This is a genomic window from Nitratidesulfovibrio oxamicus (assembly GCF_015731765.1).
Classification (GTDB): Bacteria; Desulfobacterota; Desulfovibrionia; order Desulfovibrionales; family Desulfovibrionaceae; genus Cupidesulfovibrio; species Cupidesulfovibrio oxamicus.
In genome coordinates this window covers 1-14353 of the sequence record NZ_VRYY01000441.1, presented here as the reverse complement: position 1 = coordinate 14353, position 14353 = coordinate 1, and the positions used below count along the sequence as shown (strand labels likewise).

Sequence of the window (14353 nt, the reverse complement as noted above, 5' to 3'; positions counted from 1 at the left end):
GCCGCCCGGCTGGCCCCTGCCGGAGTGACCTTCCGCGCGTGCCCGACGGCGCTGCCCCTGCTGGGCGATGCGGCCACCGCCGCCGCGCCGGAAGACTACGGCATGGAATTCCACGACCTGATCCTGGCCGTGCGCGTGGTGGACGATATGGACGAGGCGCTGGCCCACATCGCCGCGCACGGGTCCAACCACACAGAAATCATCTGCACCCGCGACCACGGGCGGGCCATGCGCTTCCTGCGCGAGGCCGACGCCTCCATGGTGGCGGTGAACGCCTCCACCCGCTTCAACGACGGCGGGCAACTGGGCCTTGGCGCCGAAATCGGCATCAGCACGTCCAAGCTGCATTCCTACGGCCCCATGGGCGTACAGGAACTGACAACCACCAAGTTCGTGGTGTTCGGCGCGGGCCAGGTCCGGGAGTAACGGAAGCAACTGGAGTAACGGAAATTCTCGAACAGCCGGAACAGGACCGGCGCGGCGGCCCGCTGGGCGCCGCCGCGCCGGTATCGCCCGTGCGGTCGGCAGGCACGTGCTGCCCGGACCGCCACGAAACGCATCACCAACACGAACGAACCACGGGGGCGGCAAAAAGTTCATGCAGCGTATCGGCATACTTGGCGGCAGCTTCAACCCGGTGCATGCGGGACATCTGCGCCTGGCCATCGAAGTGGCCGAGGCGCTGCGGCCCGACCGCATCGACCTTGTCCCTTGCGCCGTCCCCCCCCACAAGGAAGGGCACGACCTCTTGCCCTTCGCCCTGCGCCTGTCGCTGCTGCACGCCGCCGTGCGCCCCTTTGCCGCCCTGACGGTAAACGCCCTGGAAGGCGGGCGCAGCGGGCCATCCTACACCTGGGACACCCTGCACGCCTACCGCGCCGCCGAACCGGACGCCGCGCCGTTCTTCATCCTGGGCGGCGAGGATTTCGAGATGCTGCCCCACTGGTACCGGGGGGTGGAGTTGCCGCGCATCGCCGACTTCGTGGTGGTGCCCCGCGCGGGCAGCGGTCCGGAAGCCTTTCGCGCCGCACTGGCCGCCCACTGGCCCGACGCCGCCCCGCTTGCGCCCCAGACAGACCATGCACAGGCCGCGCCGGACATGGAGCGCCACCTGCTGCGCGGCGGCCCCTACGGGGATACCACCCTGACCTTCCTGCCCCTGCCCCGGCTGGACATCAGCGCCTCCCTGCTGCGCGGCAAATGGCTGCGCGGCGCGGACATCCGCCTGCTGGTGCCCGACGACGTGGACAGCCTGCTGCGCGCCCAGGCCGACGAGGTGCGCCGCTGCTGGGCACACTCCGATCCGGCTCCCCATGCCGATCCCGCAGCGCACGGCACCGCTCCTTCCTGCTCCGCCCCCGACTGCGCCACCCCCGAATCTTCCGGCCCGCACTGTTCCGGCAAGGACACCCCATGCGAATGACCGCCCCAAAGGCCGTGCGTGACAACATCGCGCGGTCCCGTGCCTATCTGGCGCGCGGCTATCTGACCCGCGCCCTGGAGGCCATGGAAAAGGCCCTGAGGGCGTACGAAGGCACCCTGCTCATCGGTCAGGCGCGCTTTGAGACGGAAGTGCACATCCATGAATTCGTCAGCGATCTCAACAGAAATCACGTCGTCCGCAAGTTCTTTGAAACGCGCAAGGTGCTTTCCGGCCCGGACGTGACCTACGCGCCCGGCGACGAACTGCCCCTGGCCGAACGCCTGGAATCCATCCGCCACGCCATGCTGGAGGAGGAGCGCGCCCGCGCCGCCGAGCAGGCCCAGAAGATACTGATGCGCAAGGCGGAACTGACCGGCAACGGCCAGGCCAGGCTGGACGCGGGCGACCTGCCGCGCGGACGGGCCCTGCTGCGCCGGGTGGCCGACGAGTGGGGCCACGAGGCGGGCGTGCTCAGCGACATCGGGCAACGATTCCTGCGGGCCCGACTGTTCTACGAGGCGGCGGAGCTGTTCGAATCGGCGCTGGAACGCTTTCCCGGAGAGGCCCGGGCCTACTCCGGCGCGGTGGCCGCCTATCTGGAACTGCGCGAATACCCCAAGGCGGAAATCGTGTACCTGCGCGCGTTGCGCCAATTCGGATCGCACCCGCGCACCATGCTGAACCTGGCCAAGCTGTACATGGAATGGCGCAAGCGCGACAAGGCGTACGAATACGCCAACCGCGCGTGGCAGTCCGACCCTTCGCTGACCGAGGCGCGGGAACTGCTGTCCCGCCTTTCGCGCTGACGAAGCGCGGCAGCAGTTGTCCCATCCGACGCGCTGACGAAAAAAGGCGGGCAGCGCAGCGCGCCATCCCGCCGGTTCTCCATCCATCGACATGGTACGGGGCAACCCGTCCCGTTTTGGCGGACTTCGCACACCGTCACGGCACTGCCGCAGAATCCGACTCCAGCGGGCCTGCCGTCAGCAATGCTTTGTTGCAGCGCCCGCCTCTGCCATCCCGCAGCTTGTCACCCGCCGCACCGCCGCAAACACCGCATCGGGCGATATGCCCGTCATGCAGCGCCCGGAATGGGCACAACGCCTGCTGCCGTGCAGCGAACAGGGGCGGCAGCCATCGCCGGTTTCCAGCACCACGTCGCGCGGGCCTTCCGGGTAGAAGCCCCATTCGCGGGTGGTGGGGCCGAACAGCGCCACCACCGGGGTCTTCACACCGGCGGCAAGGTGCATGGGGCCGGAATCTCCGGTCACCAGCACGTCTGCGGCGGCCAGTAGCGCGCAGGTTTCGCGCAGGTCCGTGCGGTCGGTGAAATCCGCCGCCAGTCCGCCTGCAAGCCGAGCCTGCTCCACAAGCCCGGAGAGGGGCGTGGCCGTGCCGCCCCCGGCTTCGGCAACAGCATTTTTCTTTCCGCCGGACCGCCCAACAACAAACCACGCATACCCGGCTGCGGAAAGACGCCCGGCCAGATCGCGCCAGGCGCCGGGCAGCCAGGCCTTGTCCGGATGCGTGGAATAAGGATGCAGGGCCACCAGCGGGCGGACCGGGGCCGAGGCTTCGCCCGATGCGCCATCCGGCGTCCCGATCGGCGTTCCCGCAGGCAGCAGCCCGGCCTCGCTCAGCAGGGCCACGCCCCGCGCGCTCTCCGCGTCGTCCAGCAGAATGCACGGCAGCAACGCGGAACGCGGCGGCGGCGCATCCTGCACGGCCAGTAAGTATCGTTGCGTCACGTTGCTGGCGCGCAGCCGTTCGCGGAACAGCCTGCCGCCGGACCGCAGGAACAGGCGACGTTCCAGCGAAAATTTGGGGTAGCGGCGCACCGGTCCGGGCCACAGCAGGCCCAGCAACCGCGAGCGCAGGGTTCCATGCAGGTCCAGCAGGCCCGCACCGGGCAGCAATGCCGCCAGCCCGCGCACGAAACCGGGCAACGCGGCGGGGCGCAGGTCGCGCGGGTCCACCGTGGCCACCCGGTCCACGGCGGGATGGTTGCGGAACACCGGAGCCCACTGCGGCCGCGTCAGCACCACGAAGCGCCAGCCACGGGTACGATGCAGCCACAGCAACACGCCCGTGGTCAGCACCACGTCGCCCAGCGCGCTCAGGCGCACCACCAGCCATGTCTTGGGCAGGGTCATCAATTCTCCGCCGGGGCACCCGGCGTGGTTGCACGATCGCCGCGCTGCGGATATAGCGCTCACCGCAGCACGCGGTAACGTCACCGCTGTTTCCTTAACGTCGTGTTTCAGGTATTGGCGGGGCTTGCGTCACCCTTACGGAAAATCCGGGGGCCGTTGCGGCACAGCACTACCAGCAGCGGCGCGGAAAGAAAAGCGCCGCGCCCCCGCATCCGCCGCACTTCCGGCGTCCCTTGCCAGCAGCCGCGCGCCATGGCGTCTTTATCACGGCACCTTGCAGTGCGCGGTGCTAGACTGATGCCCATGCCACCGCATGGCACGGCCCCCCACCTTCCCCGGACACCCCCAGGCACCCAATGAACGCCATTCCCCCCCGCGCCCTTACCTCGCTTCTGCGCAGCCCGCCCGTGCGACGACTGTGGCTGCTGCTGATACTGGCGTGCGGGGTGTTCACCCTGTTCCTGCTGCACGCGGTGCACACCTTCTGGGAAACGGCGGAAACATACCGCCGCAGCCACCTGCGCGAAATGGTGCTGCTGGCCCGCAACCAGGTGCAACCGGTGCTGGATGAACTGGCTGCGGGGGTCTATGGCCGCGACCACGCCCTGGCGCTGGTGCGCGAGCGGGTGCGCACCATGATCTTCAACGATACCCGCGGCCCCAACTACATCTTCATGAGCGGTTACGACGGCACCGTGCTGGTCCAGCCCTACGAGCGGCTGATGGAAGGCCGCAGCGGCCTTGACCTGCGCGACGCGGAAGGGGTGCCCATCATCGCGGAACTCATCAGGACCGCGCAGGAGAACCCCGACGGCGGATATTTCTCGTACCGCTACACGCCGCCCGACGGCAGTGCGCCGCAAGAAAAGCTGTCGTTCGTGCTGCCCATCCCCGAACTGGCCTGCTACATCGGCACCGGATCGTATCTTGGCGACGTGCACGCCGGGGAACGCCGCTACATCCTGGCCACTGCGGCCTTGGGCGTGACCGTGTTCGTGCTGCTGGGGCTTACCTTCGTCACCGCGCTGGGCGCCCTTGCCCGGCGCGGCGCGGAACTGGAACGCGAGGTGGAGGAACGCAAGGACACCGAACAGCGGCTGGCCGCTGCGGAACTGAAGTACCGGTCCATCTTCCAGAACGCGCAGGAAGGCATAGCGGTCATCCAGGACGGACTGCTGCGCTTCGTCAACCCGCGCATCGGCGAGATACTGCGCCGCCCCGTGCAGGAACTGGTGGGCACCCCGTTCACCGACCACCTGCACCCCGCCGACCGTCCCGTGGCCAGGGACAGGTACATGCGCCGCCTGAAAGGAGAATTGCTGGACACCTACCCTCCGGTGCGCATCTGCGCACCCGATGGCGAACGCTGGGTGTTCGGCACCGGGGTGCTGCTGGAGTGGGATGGCCGCCCGGCAGTGCTGGTAATGCTGACCGACATCACGGACCTGAAGAAGGCCGAACAGACCCTGCACGCGCGCGAGCAGCAGTTCCGCGCCGTGCTCACGCAGGCCCCCTTCGCCATGGCCCTGCTGTACCCGGACGGCACGCTGCGCGAGGCCAATGCCGAATGGCTGAGCCTGCACGGCCTTGCCGAAGCCACGGACAACCCCGCCGTGTACACCCTGGACCAGGACCGCTACGTGCAGCACGCCGGGCTGCACGGGCTGGCCCAGGCCGCCCTTGCGGGCGAGGTCATCGCCACCGAGCCGCTGGAATTTCCGCCCGACGCAACGCCCGACGGCCAGACCCGCTGGATGGCCCTGCGCCTGTACCCCGTGGCCGGAGCACCGGGCACACCCGATGCCGTGGTCTTCATCCTGAACGATCTGACGGTGCTCATGGAGTCGGAGCGCGAGCGCCAGGTCCTGCTGGCCGACCTTTCGCGCGCCAACCGCGCCCTGTCCCGCGCCCAGCGCCACCTGAAGGGCGTGCTGGACGCCATGCCCTCGGCCATCGTGGTGGCCGACGCCGCAGACAGGGTGGTGCTGTGGAACCCGGCGGCGGAGCGGCGCTTCGGCGTTGCCGCCCCGTCCGCCCATGGCCGCTCGCTGGTGGAAATAGCCCCGGAACTGGCCCGACACCTGCCCCGGCTGCACGCGGCCCGGCGTGGTGGCGCGGCCATGCCGCCGGAACGTGTGGTCACCCCCATCAGGCTTCCGGCGGGTTCGCAGCCGGGAAGCCTGTCCGGCGAATCCCGCCGGGTGGAGGACGTCACCGCCATTCCGCTGGAAACCGGCGAGGAAATGTGGGGCATCCTGCGCCTGGACGACGTGAGCGAGCGCGCCGCCATGGAAGACCTGATGGTGCAGGCCGAAAAGATGGCCTCGGTGGGAGGGCTTGCGGCGGGCATGGCCCACGAGATCAACAACCCGCTGGGCGGCATCCTGCAGGGGGTGCAGAACCTGCGCCGCCGTCTGCTGGATGACCTGCCCGCCAACCGCGCCGCGGCGGAACGGCAGGGCGTGGATTTTGGCCGCGTCGCGGCCTACGCGGAAGAACGCCACATCGACGGGCTGCTGGACGGCATCCGTGAATCGGGTGAACGCGCGGCGCGCATCGTGGCCAACATGCTCACCTTCAGCCGCCGCAGCGATCCTTCGCGCGTGCCGGTGCAGATCAACGACCTGCTTGAACGAACCCTTGAACTGGCAGTCACCGACTACAGCCTGGCCCGCAACTACGACTTCAAACGCATTGCCGTGGTGCGCCGCTACGACCCGCAATTGCCGCCGGTGCGCTGTTCCGCCAGCGAAATGGAGCAGGTGTTCCTGAACCTGTTCAAGAACGCGGCCCAGGCGTTGGCGCAGCGCGATGACGGGCCGCCGCCGGTGCTCACCCTGACCACGACGGCAGAGGCGACGCACCTGCGCATAGAGGTGGCCGACAACGGCCCCGGCATGTCGCCGGAGTTGCGCCGCCGGGCCTTCGAGCCGTTCTTCACCACGCGCGAGGCAGGTACGGGCACGGGGCTTGGCCTTTCCGTGGCCTACTTCATCGTGGTCACCAACCACAAGGGAACCATCACCATCGAGGAAGCGCCGGAGGGCGGCGCGGTGTTCGTGGTGCGCCTGCCCCTGGCCTGATGCCTCCCCCGTATTGCCCCCGTACTGCCCCGTATTGCACGGTTCCCCTGACCTGCCCAAGCTTGCCCAGATCTACCCTGGCTTGCCCAGATCTGCCCAGATCTGTCCTGCTCCTGATCTGATCCATACCTGTTCCATATCTGTTCCATATCTGATCCGGCGTCGGCATGGCGGGCCGTGCCTTTCCGGCTAGGTGCCCAGCCAGCAACCCACCGCCTGCCCTGCCTTCTGCCCGCCTCCCCTGCCCCCCCACAGCCCCTGCCCCCACCCACCGCGTGCAGACCGCCCCGCGCCGGGGCTTCTGCAAATCGTCACCTGTCCGTCACCGCCGTCACCGGCATCTTCATGCTAACTACCCGCAGAAAGACGTGCCGGCGCCGCACGGCGTCACGCAACCGTCACCACGCCTTCAGGGGCCAACGGCCAGCGGACGACACACTCGCCATTCCGCGCCGGTTTGCGCCCGACAACGTGTCCGACAGTATCCGGGGGGATACATGCAACATACCTGGCTGGAGCCGTTTCTGGAAATGTTGGGTCGCAGGCGCGACGATCCGGGCCACGCACCGCACCCGAACGGCCTTGCGCCGGACGCCTTGCCCACCGTGAACACGCCGCCGGCCTTCAGGCGGATCGAAGTTGCCGACGCCAGCCCCGCGGCCACGCCCGGTACTGCATCCGGCGCCCCGACAACCTTCCAGTCCACATCCGATCCAGCACGCCACGCGCCTTCCGCCCACGCCACGGACGCCTCGGTGCGCGAGATGGTGGCCCGGCACGAGGCGCTGCACATGCTGCTGGTGCGCATGGTGGACCACGTGCTGGTGCGCGACCTGTACGGAGAGGAGATCACCGCGGGCATCGAATCGCTGCTGGTGGAAGGATTATGGGCGACGGTGCCCGGCCTGAGCGGCCAGCCCGCGTCGGCGCATCATCTGCTGCCGCTGGAAACAGGCGAATTCCTGGTGTTCTGGCCGGAACCGGCCACCCGTCCGCAACGCCTGGCCGACGCAGCCTTCACCATGAAGCTGAAGTTGCAGCACCACCTGAAGGATTCCGTCCTGCGCTGGACCGGGCGCGAAGTGCACATCGGCGTGGGCTGCGCCACCTATCGCCGCCGCCCCGGCGCGGAACCGCGCCGGGAATTCTTCCAGGCCGTGCGCGAGGCGCGCACCATGGCCCGCAAGGAACTGGACCTGTCCGACCTGCGCCTTGCGCGCGACTTCAAGGCCGTGTTGCAGGACAACGCCATCCGCACCCTGTACCAACCCATCGTACGCTTTCCCTCCGGGCGGATCATGGCCTGGGAAGCCCTGAGCCGGGGCCCGGTGGACACGCCCTTCCACTCGCCCATGATGCTGTTCGACATCGCGGAGGAGTTGGGCATGCTTTTCGCGCTGGAACGCATCTGCCGGGAACGGGCCATTGCCTGCGCGGGCACCCTGGCCCCGGACCAGAAGCTGTTCCTGAACATCCACCCGCGCACCCTCACCGACCCCGGCTTTACCCCCGGCAGCACGCTGGAGGCGGTGCGGGCCATGGGCCTTGCGCCGGAAAACATCGTCTTCGAGATCACCGAGCGGCATTCCATCCGCGATTTCGGGGTGTTCTACAAGACGCTGTCGCACTACCGGGGGCAGGGATTCAAGGTGGCCATCGACGACGCGGGCACCGGCTATTCCGGCCTTGCCACCATCGCAGAGCTGAAGCCCGACTTCATCAAGATCGACATGTCGCTCATCCGCAACATCAACCGCGACCCGGTGCGCCGCGCGCTGATGGAAACCCTGGTCAGCTTTGCCGAAAAGATCGGCTCGCGGGTCATCGCGGAAGGGATAGAAACCCGCGAGGAAGCGGCCACCCTGATGGCCATCGGCGCGCACTACGGCCAGGGCTACTACCTGGGCCGCCCCGACTACCCCAAGCAGGAAACCCATGTGGACATCGGCGAACTGCGCCCCACGGCGCAACTGCCCAGCGTGGGCAGCCTTGCCTGTTCCATGCCGGTGGGCGAACTGGCGGAACCGGCCCACACCGTGCCCCCCACCACGCTGGCGGGCGAGGTCCGCAAGCTGTTCGAAACCTCCGATCCGCTGACCAGCATCGCCGTGACGGACGAGCGCGGCAAGCCGCTGGGGCTGATCATGGACTACCACCTCAACCGGCAGCTTTCGGCACAGTACGGGGTGGCGCTGTACTTCAAGCGGCCCGTGTCCGCCGTCATGGACGCGAGGCCGCTGGTGCTGGAGCAGACCACCCCCGTGGAGGACGCCGCCCGGCTGGCCATGTCGCGCAGCCGGTTGCAGGCCTACGACGACATCATGATCACCCGCGCCGGGCTGCTGACGGGCACCGTTTCGGTGCAGCGGCTGCTGCACAAACTGGCCCAGGTGCAGGTGGAACTGGCCAAGGGCACCAACCCGCTCACCGGCCTGCCCGGCAACGTGGCGCTGGAAAAGGAGTTGGAAACCCGACTGGCCGGGGGGCAACCCTTTTCGCTGCTGTACGCGGACCTGGACAACTTCAAGAGCTACAACGACACCTACGGCTTCAAGAACGGCGACAGGATCATCCTGCTGCTGGCCAAGGTGCTGTCATGGGCGGTGCAGCGGCACGGGGCCAAGGGCGACTACGTGGCGCACATCGGCGGCGACGACTTCGTGTGCATCACCTCGCCCCGCCATGCCGAGCGGGTGTGCCGGGCGGCCACGCGCTGCTTCGGGCGGCTGGTGCGCGGCTGCTACTGCGCGGAAGACATCGCACGCGGCTGGATCACCGCGCGCGGACGCGACGGCATGGAGCGGCGCTTTCCGTTCGTTTCCGTCTCGCTGGCGGTGCTGGACTGCCACGAGCGCAGCAACCTGCATGAAATCGGCGAACGCGCCGCCCACGTGAAGCACCTGGCCAAGGCCATTCCCGGCAACGCCTACGTGCTGGAATGCGGGGTATGCCAGATGCGTGCCCTGTACTGAGATCACGCGGCAGCCCCACCCGCATCCACGGTCCACACACGACGGCCCCCCCACGGTGCAACGCGGGGGGGCTTGTCCGTCCGGCGGGTGCACGCGGGCACGGAGCCCACAGGAGGAGCGCACGGCTCCGTGCTTTCGGACGAATGTGACGCCGCCCGTCATGCCGGGCGCACCCGGCATGACGGGCGGTGGATATGTTTCCTGTGCTCTTTCAGGGGCTGTTCTTCAGATTAGGATTTTCGTTCGTTGGCAAGGAAAACGAGCCTGCCATGAGGGAGTGCCCCAGCCGCTGGGTGAGCTTGCGAACCTTGCCCCAGCCGCTGGGTGAGCTTGCGAACCTTGCCCCAGCCGCTGGTAAGCGCGAAGCGCGGACCTTACGGATGGGGACAGCAAAACCATGGCAGGCGAAGTTTGACCGCGTTGCGCACGATGTCCGTTGGGCTCGCAAGCTCGCCCAACGGACACGCTTCGCGCCCTTAGGAGCGGTCAGCCAACGGACGGAAAGACAATCTGAAAACAGCCCCTAGGGAAGCATCCAGCCGATGACATAGGCCTGCAAGGTCACCAGCACGCAGATCACCAGGGTCATGGCGATGCTGTGCCCCAGTGCGAAGCGGAACAGCGCCCCTTCCTGGCCCACGGTGTGGGTGGAGGCCGTGGCAACGGAGATGGACTGCGGCGAGATCATCTTGCCGGTCACCCCGCCGGTGGCGTTGGCGGCCACGGTCAGATACGGGTCCACGCCCACGGCGCGGGCCGTGGCCTGCTGCATGCTGCCGAACAGCGCGTTGGACGAGGTGTTGGAGCCGGTCAGGAACACGCCCAGCCAGCCCATGATGGGCGCAAAGAACGGGAACAGCGCGCCGGTATGGGTGAAGGCGATGCCGAGGGTCGAGCTCATGCCCGAGTAGTTCATGAGTTGCGCCAGTCCGAGGATGAGCATGATGGTCAGCACCGGAAAGCGCAGTTGCCGGCAGGTGCGCCAGAAGCAGCCGATGGCCCGCTTCATGCCGTAGCCGGGCATGATGGGCACCGACAGCAGGCCCGCCAGCAGGATGGCGGTGCCCCCTGCCGACAGCAGGTTGAGGGTGTACTTGGCCGCATAGGGCGCGTCCTTGGCCACGATGGGCGCGGTCTTGGCGATGGCGCCGTGCAGTCCCGGCCATTCGATGGCCTGGAGGTACACCTTGTTAAGCCCGGCCTTCACGCCATCCAGCCCCCAGAAGAACACGAACACCGCCAGGATGGCGTACGGCGCCCAGGCCCGCAGGATCTCGCCGGTGGTATGGTGGGCGCTAGCCGCCGCGCTGGCGGGCTGTTCATCGGCAAAGTGCCAGGTGTTGGCGGGCTTCCAGAAGCGCAGCAGCACCAGCAAGCCGATGATGGTCACGATGGCCGCCATGACGTCGGGCAGCGTGGGGCCGTGCAGTTCTGCAAACAGGAACTGCGTGCCGCTGAAGCACACGCTGGCCACCACGATGGCGGGCAGCACTTCCATGGACCGGCGAAAGCCGCACATCACCACGGTCATCCACAGCGGCACCACCAGTGCGAACACCGGCAACTGACGCCCCACGTACTGGCTGAGCATGGTCACATCCAGGCCGCTGACCTGGCTGGCCACGATGACCGGGATGCCCAGCGCCCCGAAGGCCACGGGCGCGGTGTTGGCCACAAGGCAGATGCCCCCGGCGTACACCGGACTGAAGCCCAGCCCCATCAGCATGGCCGCCGTGATGGCCACCGGCGTGCCGAAGCCCGCCGTGCCTTCCAGAAACGCCCCGAAGGCAAAGGCGATGAACAGGGCCTGCAACCGCCGGTCGTCGGTCAGCCGGGCCAGCGAGCCCTTGATGATCTCGAATTCGCCCGATTCCACGGTCATGTTGTAAAGCCACACGGCCGTCAGCACGATCCAGATGATCGGAAACAGCCCCATGGCCATGCCGTACAGCGTGGCGTTGACCGCAAGCCCCACGGGCATGCCCCACACGCCCACGGCGGCGCACAACGCGCCAGCCAGCCCCAGCGCGGCGGCCATGTGGCCCTTGGCCCGCCGCACGGCCAGCATGTAGAAGAGTATCGCCAGCGGCAGCATGGCCACGCTGGCCGATGCGGCGATGTTGGAAAACGGATCGTACTGCTGCACCCAGTTCACGAATGCCCCCTGTGGTTGACGTGCATGGAAGGCCCCGCGCGCACCCCGTGTGCGCGGCGGCTGGCCGTATCCTGCGTGGCGCGGCCACATTCCCGCCTGCCCGTGCGATGCCGGACGGCGGAAACGGCACCGTGGCCGCTTGAACCTCGCTGCTTCTGCTGTTAGCCAAGGGGGCTGGCAGTTGTGAAATGAATTGTCTTCATCAACCCTAGTCAAGAATGGAATGGCCATGCACCTCAGGGTATTGCGCTGCTTTGTGGAGGTGGTTCGCGCGGGCGGTTTTTCCGCCGCCGCGCAGGCCGTGTGCGCCACCCAGTCCACGGTCAGCAAGGCCGTGCGCGGACTGGAGGAAGACTGCGGGGCAACCCTGCTGCAACGCACCCCGGCGGGGGTGGCCCTGACGGCGGCGGGCGAGGTGGCCTACCGCCGCGCGCTGGCCATGCTGGCCGAAAAGGAGGCCATGGATGCGGAGATGGACGACCTGCGCAACGTGCGCCGGGGCACGCTGCGCTTCGGCGTGCCGCCGGTGGGCAGCACCCTGCTGTTCGCACGGCAGTTTGCCGAATACCATCGCCGCTATCCGGGGGTGCGCATAGAACTGCGTGAAAAGGGCTGCTACGCGCTGGAAGAGTGCGTTCTGCGCGGCGAACTGGAGATGGCACTGGTGCTGCTGCCCGTGTCCGACCAGTTCGAGGTATCGCCCCTGTGCGACGAGCCGCTCATGGCCCTGCTGCCGCAAGGACACCCCATGCGGGGCCGTGCAGCCCTGAGCCTGCGCGATCTGGACGGCAATGCGTTCATCCAGTTCGAACAGGGCTTTGCGCTCAACGCGCGCATCCGCGACCGCTGCCTGAAACAGGGGGTACGCCTGGATGAAACCCTGTGCAGCGGCCAGATACCCTTCATCATCAGCCTGGTGGCCGCCGGGCTTGGCGTGGCGCTGGTGCCGCGCCTGATGCTGACGGAACCGCTGCCCGACGGCGTCCACCGCGCCCTGCTGGACGACGACGAACTGCGCTGGCGCGCGGTGCTGGCCTGGCGCAAGGGGCACAGCCTGTCCCCGGCGGCGGCGGCGTGGCTGGAACTGATGCACGAGATGCCGCCGCGCATCTCGTGCGGCAGCTACGGCGGCCCGGCGCAGAAGGCCGCACCGGACAGGCCGGGTACGCCGGACAGGGAGGGCATGACATGTGGCGGGACTGCGGAAATGACGGGGGGAGGAACGACAAACAGAAAAGCCCCATCAGCCGGGACGGGGCAAGGTTGCGCGGCGGGCGGAACGCGCGGGCGCAAGCACTGATCAGCGTTCCTGCATGCCCTGCGCCACGCGCACCAGTTGGGCGGCGTCGAGAATCAGCGATATGCCGCCCTCGGCGTCCACGCTGGACCCGGCAATCCAGGCGGCGCGGCGGCACGGCCCGCCCAGGCGCTTGATGACCGCCTGCTCCAGCCCGGCCACGCCGTCCACGGCAAAGCCCACCGGCTGGCCGTCCACGTTGGCGATGATCACCCGCTCGTAGGCGGGCTGTTCGCCCGGCACGTCCAGGAAGCGGCGCAGGCTGAGGCACGGCACCAGCCGTTCGCGGTATTCGATGAGGCCCAGCGTGGCTGCCTCGCCCTCCACGAAGCGCTCCAGGCACGCCTGCACCTGGGTCAGGGGCAGGATGAACGTTTCGTCACCCACGCGCACGCGCAGTCCGTCAATGATGGCCAGGGTAAGCGGGATGCGCAGCCGCCAGGCCGTGCCCTCACCCTGCCGGGTGACCACGTCCACGCTGCCGCGCAGCGACCCCAGGGCCGTGCTGACCACGTCCAGCCCCACCCCGCGCCCGGAAAGGTCGGATACGCCGCTGGCCGTGCTGAAGCCGGGCAGAAACAGCAGTTGCAGCAGTTCCGCCTCGCCGGGGTCGGCATCCGGGGCCAGCAGGCCCCGCGCCACGCCCACCGCGCGCAGTTTGTCCAGATCGATGCCTGCTCCGTCGTCGGACACGGTGATCAGCACCTCGCCCCCGGCATGGGCGGCGGACAGCCGCAGCACCGCCTCGGCGGGCTTGCCCGACGCCAGGCGCGCTTCTGCCGATTCCACGCCATGATCCATGGCGTTGCGCACCAGATGCAGCAAGGGGTCGCGCAAGTGGTCGATGACGGTCTTGTCCAGTTCCGTCTCGCCGCCCTCGGCCACAAAGCGAACATCCTTGCCCAGGCGCGCCGCCAGATCACGCACCAGCCGCCGGAAAGCGTGAAAGGTGGCGTCCAGCGGCACCATGCGCACCGACATGGTGCTGTCCCGCAGCGATTCGGTAAGCCGCTCCAAGCCTTCGGCCAGTTCGCGCAGGCGCGGGTCGTCATGGTCGGCGGCGATGCGCGACAGGCGCGCCTGAAGGATGACCAGTTCGCCCACGTTGTCCAGCAGGCGGTCCACCTTGGCGCTATCCACGCGCAGGCTGGTGGTGGCGCCTTCATCGCCGCCGGGGCGCAGGCTGCCCGCCGGAGCGGCATCGTCACCCGCCGGTGCGGCGCATTCGGGCACCGGCCACGGGGCAGGGGCAATGGCAGGCGTGGGCGAG

The 14353-nt window shown here is 68.3% G+C and carries 8 protein-coding genes and 1 pseudogene; 6 read left to right on the top strand and 3 right to left on the bottom strand.

Annotated features, from left to right (window positions below; genetic code table 11):
- From FVW20_RS13570 to FVW20_RS13560, 3 genes and pseudogenes are all read left to right on the top strand, one after another.
- Window positions 1-426: pseudogene (locus tag FVW20_RS13570) on the top strand (glutamate-5-semialdehyde dehydrogenase); the annotation flags it as partial.
- A gap of 172 nt (window positions 427-598) precedes the next feature.
- Window positions 599-1423: a nicotinate (nicotinamide) nucleotide adenylyltransferase gene (gene nadD, locus FVW20_RS13565; protein ID WP_196610028.1), complete on the top strand. Its 825-nt coding sequence runs from the start codon at window positions 599-601 to the stop codon at window positions 1421-1423.
- Entirely contained in the window at window positions 1414-2229 is an 816-nt protein-coding gene (locus tag FVW20_RS13560) for a tetratricopeptide repeat protein (RefSeq protein WP_196610027.1), read from the top strand. Before nadD ends, FVW20_RS13560 begins: the two co-directional genes overlap by 10 nt.
- Before the next feature lie 177 nt (window positions 2230-2406).
- Here the strand turns inward: FVW20_RS13560 and FVW20_RS13555 are convergent, their stop codons facing one another.
- The gene (locus FVW20_RS13555) at window positions 2407-3576 is read right to left on the bottom strand and encodes a glycosyltransferase family 9 protein (protein ID WP_196610026.1); all 1170 of its coding nucleotides are present in this window, start codon (window positions 3574-3576) and stop codon (window positions 2407-2409) included.
- Between the two features lie 356 nt (window positions 3577-3932).
- Between FVW20_RS13555 and FVW20_RS13550 the strand changes: the two genes are divergently transcribed.
- Complete coding sequence (locus FVW20_RS13550; RefSeq protein ID WP_196610025.1) at window positions 3933-6659, top strand: PAS domain S-box protein; 2727 nt, start codon at window positions 3933-3935, stop codon at window positions 6657-6659.
- A gap of 497 nt (window positions 6660-7156) precedes the next feature.
- A complete protein-coding gene (locus tag FVW20_RS13545; protein ID WP_196610024.1) occupies window positions 7157-9631 on the top strand; it encodes a GGDEF domain-containing protein in 2475 nt (824 codons plus the stop codon).
- Between the two features lie 523 nt (window positions 9632-10154).
- Here the strand turns inward: FVW20_RS13545 and FVW20_RS13540 are convergent.
- Entirely contained in the window at window positions 10155-11786 is a 1632-nt protein-coding gene (locus tag FVW20_RS13540; RefSeq protein ID WP_196610023.1) for an L-lactate permease, read from the bottom strand.
- Between the two features lie 229 nt (window positions 11787-12015).
- Between FVW20_RS13540 and FVW20_RS13535 the strand changes: the two genes are divergently transcribed.
- Complete coding sequence (locus tag FVW20_RS13535; RefSeq protein WP_196610022.1) at window positions 12016-13086, top strand: LysR family transcriptional regulator; 1071 nt, start codon at window positions 12016-12018, stop codon at window positions 13084-13086.
- Here FVW20_RS13535 and FVW20_RS13530 read toward each other — a convergent pair.
- Window positions 13087-14353, bottom strand: a 1267-nt coding sequence (locus FVW20_RS13530; RefSeq protein WP_196610021.1) for a chemotaxis protein CheA, incomplete at its 5' end; no start/stop codon positions are given. It abuts the gene before it with no gap.

What these genes read in the sequence shown, in the direction of transcription:
- nadD (WP_196610028.1), top strand. Translation starts at nt 599, where the DNA reads ATGCAGCGTATCGGCATACTTGGCGGCAGCTTCAACCCGGTGCATGCG.
- FVW20_RS13560 (WP_196610027.1), top strand. Translation starts at nt 1,414, where the DNA reads ATGCGAATGACCGCCCCAAAGGCCGTGCGTGACAACATCGCGCGGTCC.
- FVW20_RS13555 (WP_196610026.1), bottom strand. Translation starts at nt 3,576, where the DNA reads ATGACCCTGCCCAAGACATGGCTGGTGGTGCGCCTGAGCGCGCTGGGC.
- FVW20_RS13550 (WP_196610025.1), top strand. Translation starts at nt 3,933, where the DNA reads ATGAACGCCATTCCCCCCCGCGCCCTTACCTCGCTTCTGCGCAGCCCG.
- FVW20_RS13545 (WP_196610024.1), top strand. Translation starts at nt 7,157, where the DNA reads ATGCAACATACCTGGCTGGAGCCGTTTCTGGAAATGTTGGGTCGCAGG.
- FVW20_RS13535 (WP_196610022.1), top strand. Translation starts at nt 12,016, where the DNA reads ATGCACCTCAGGGTATTGCGCTGCTTTGTGGAGGTGGTTCGCGCGGGC.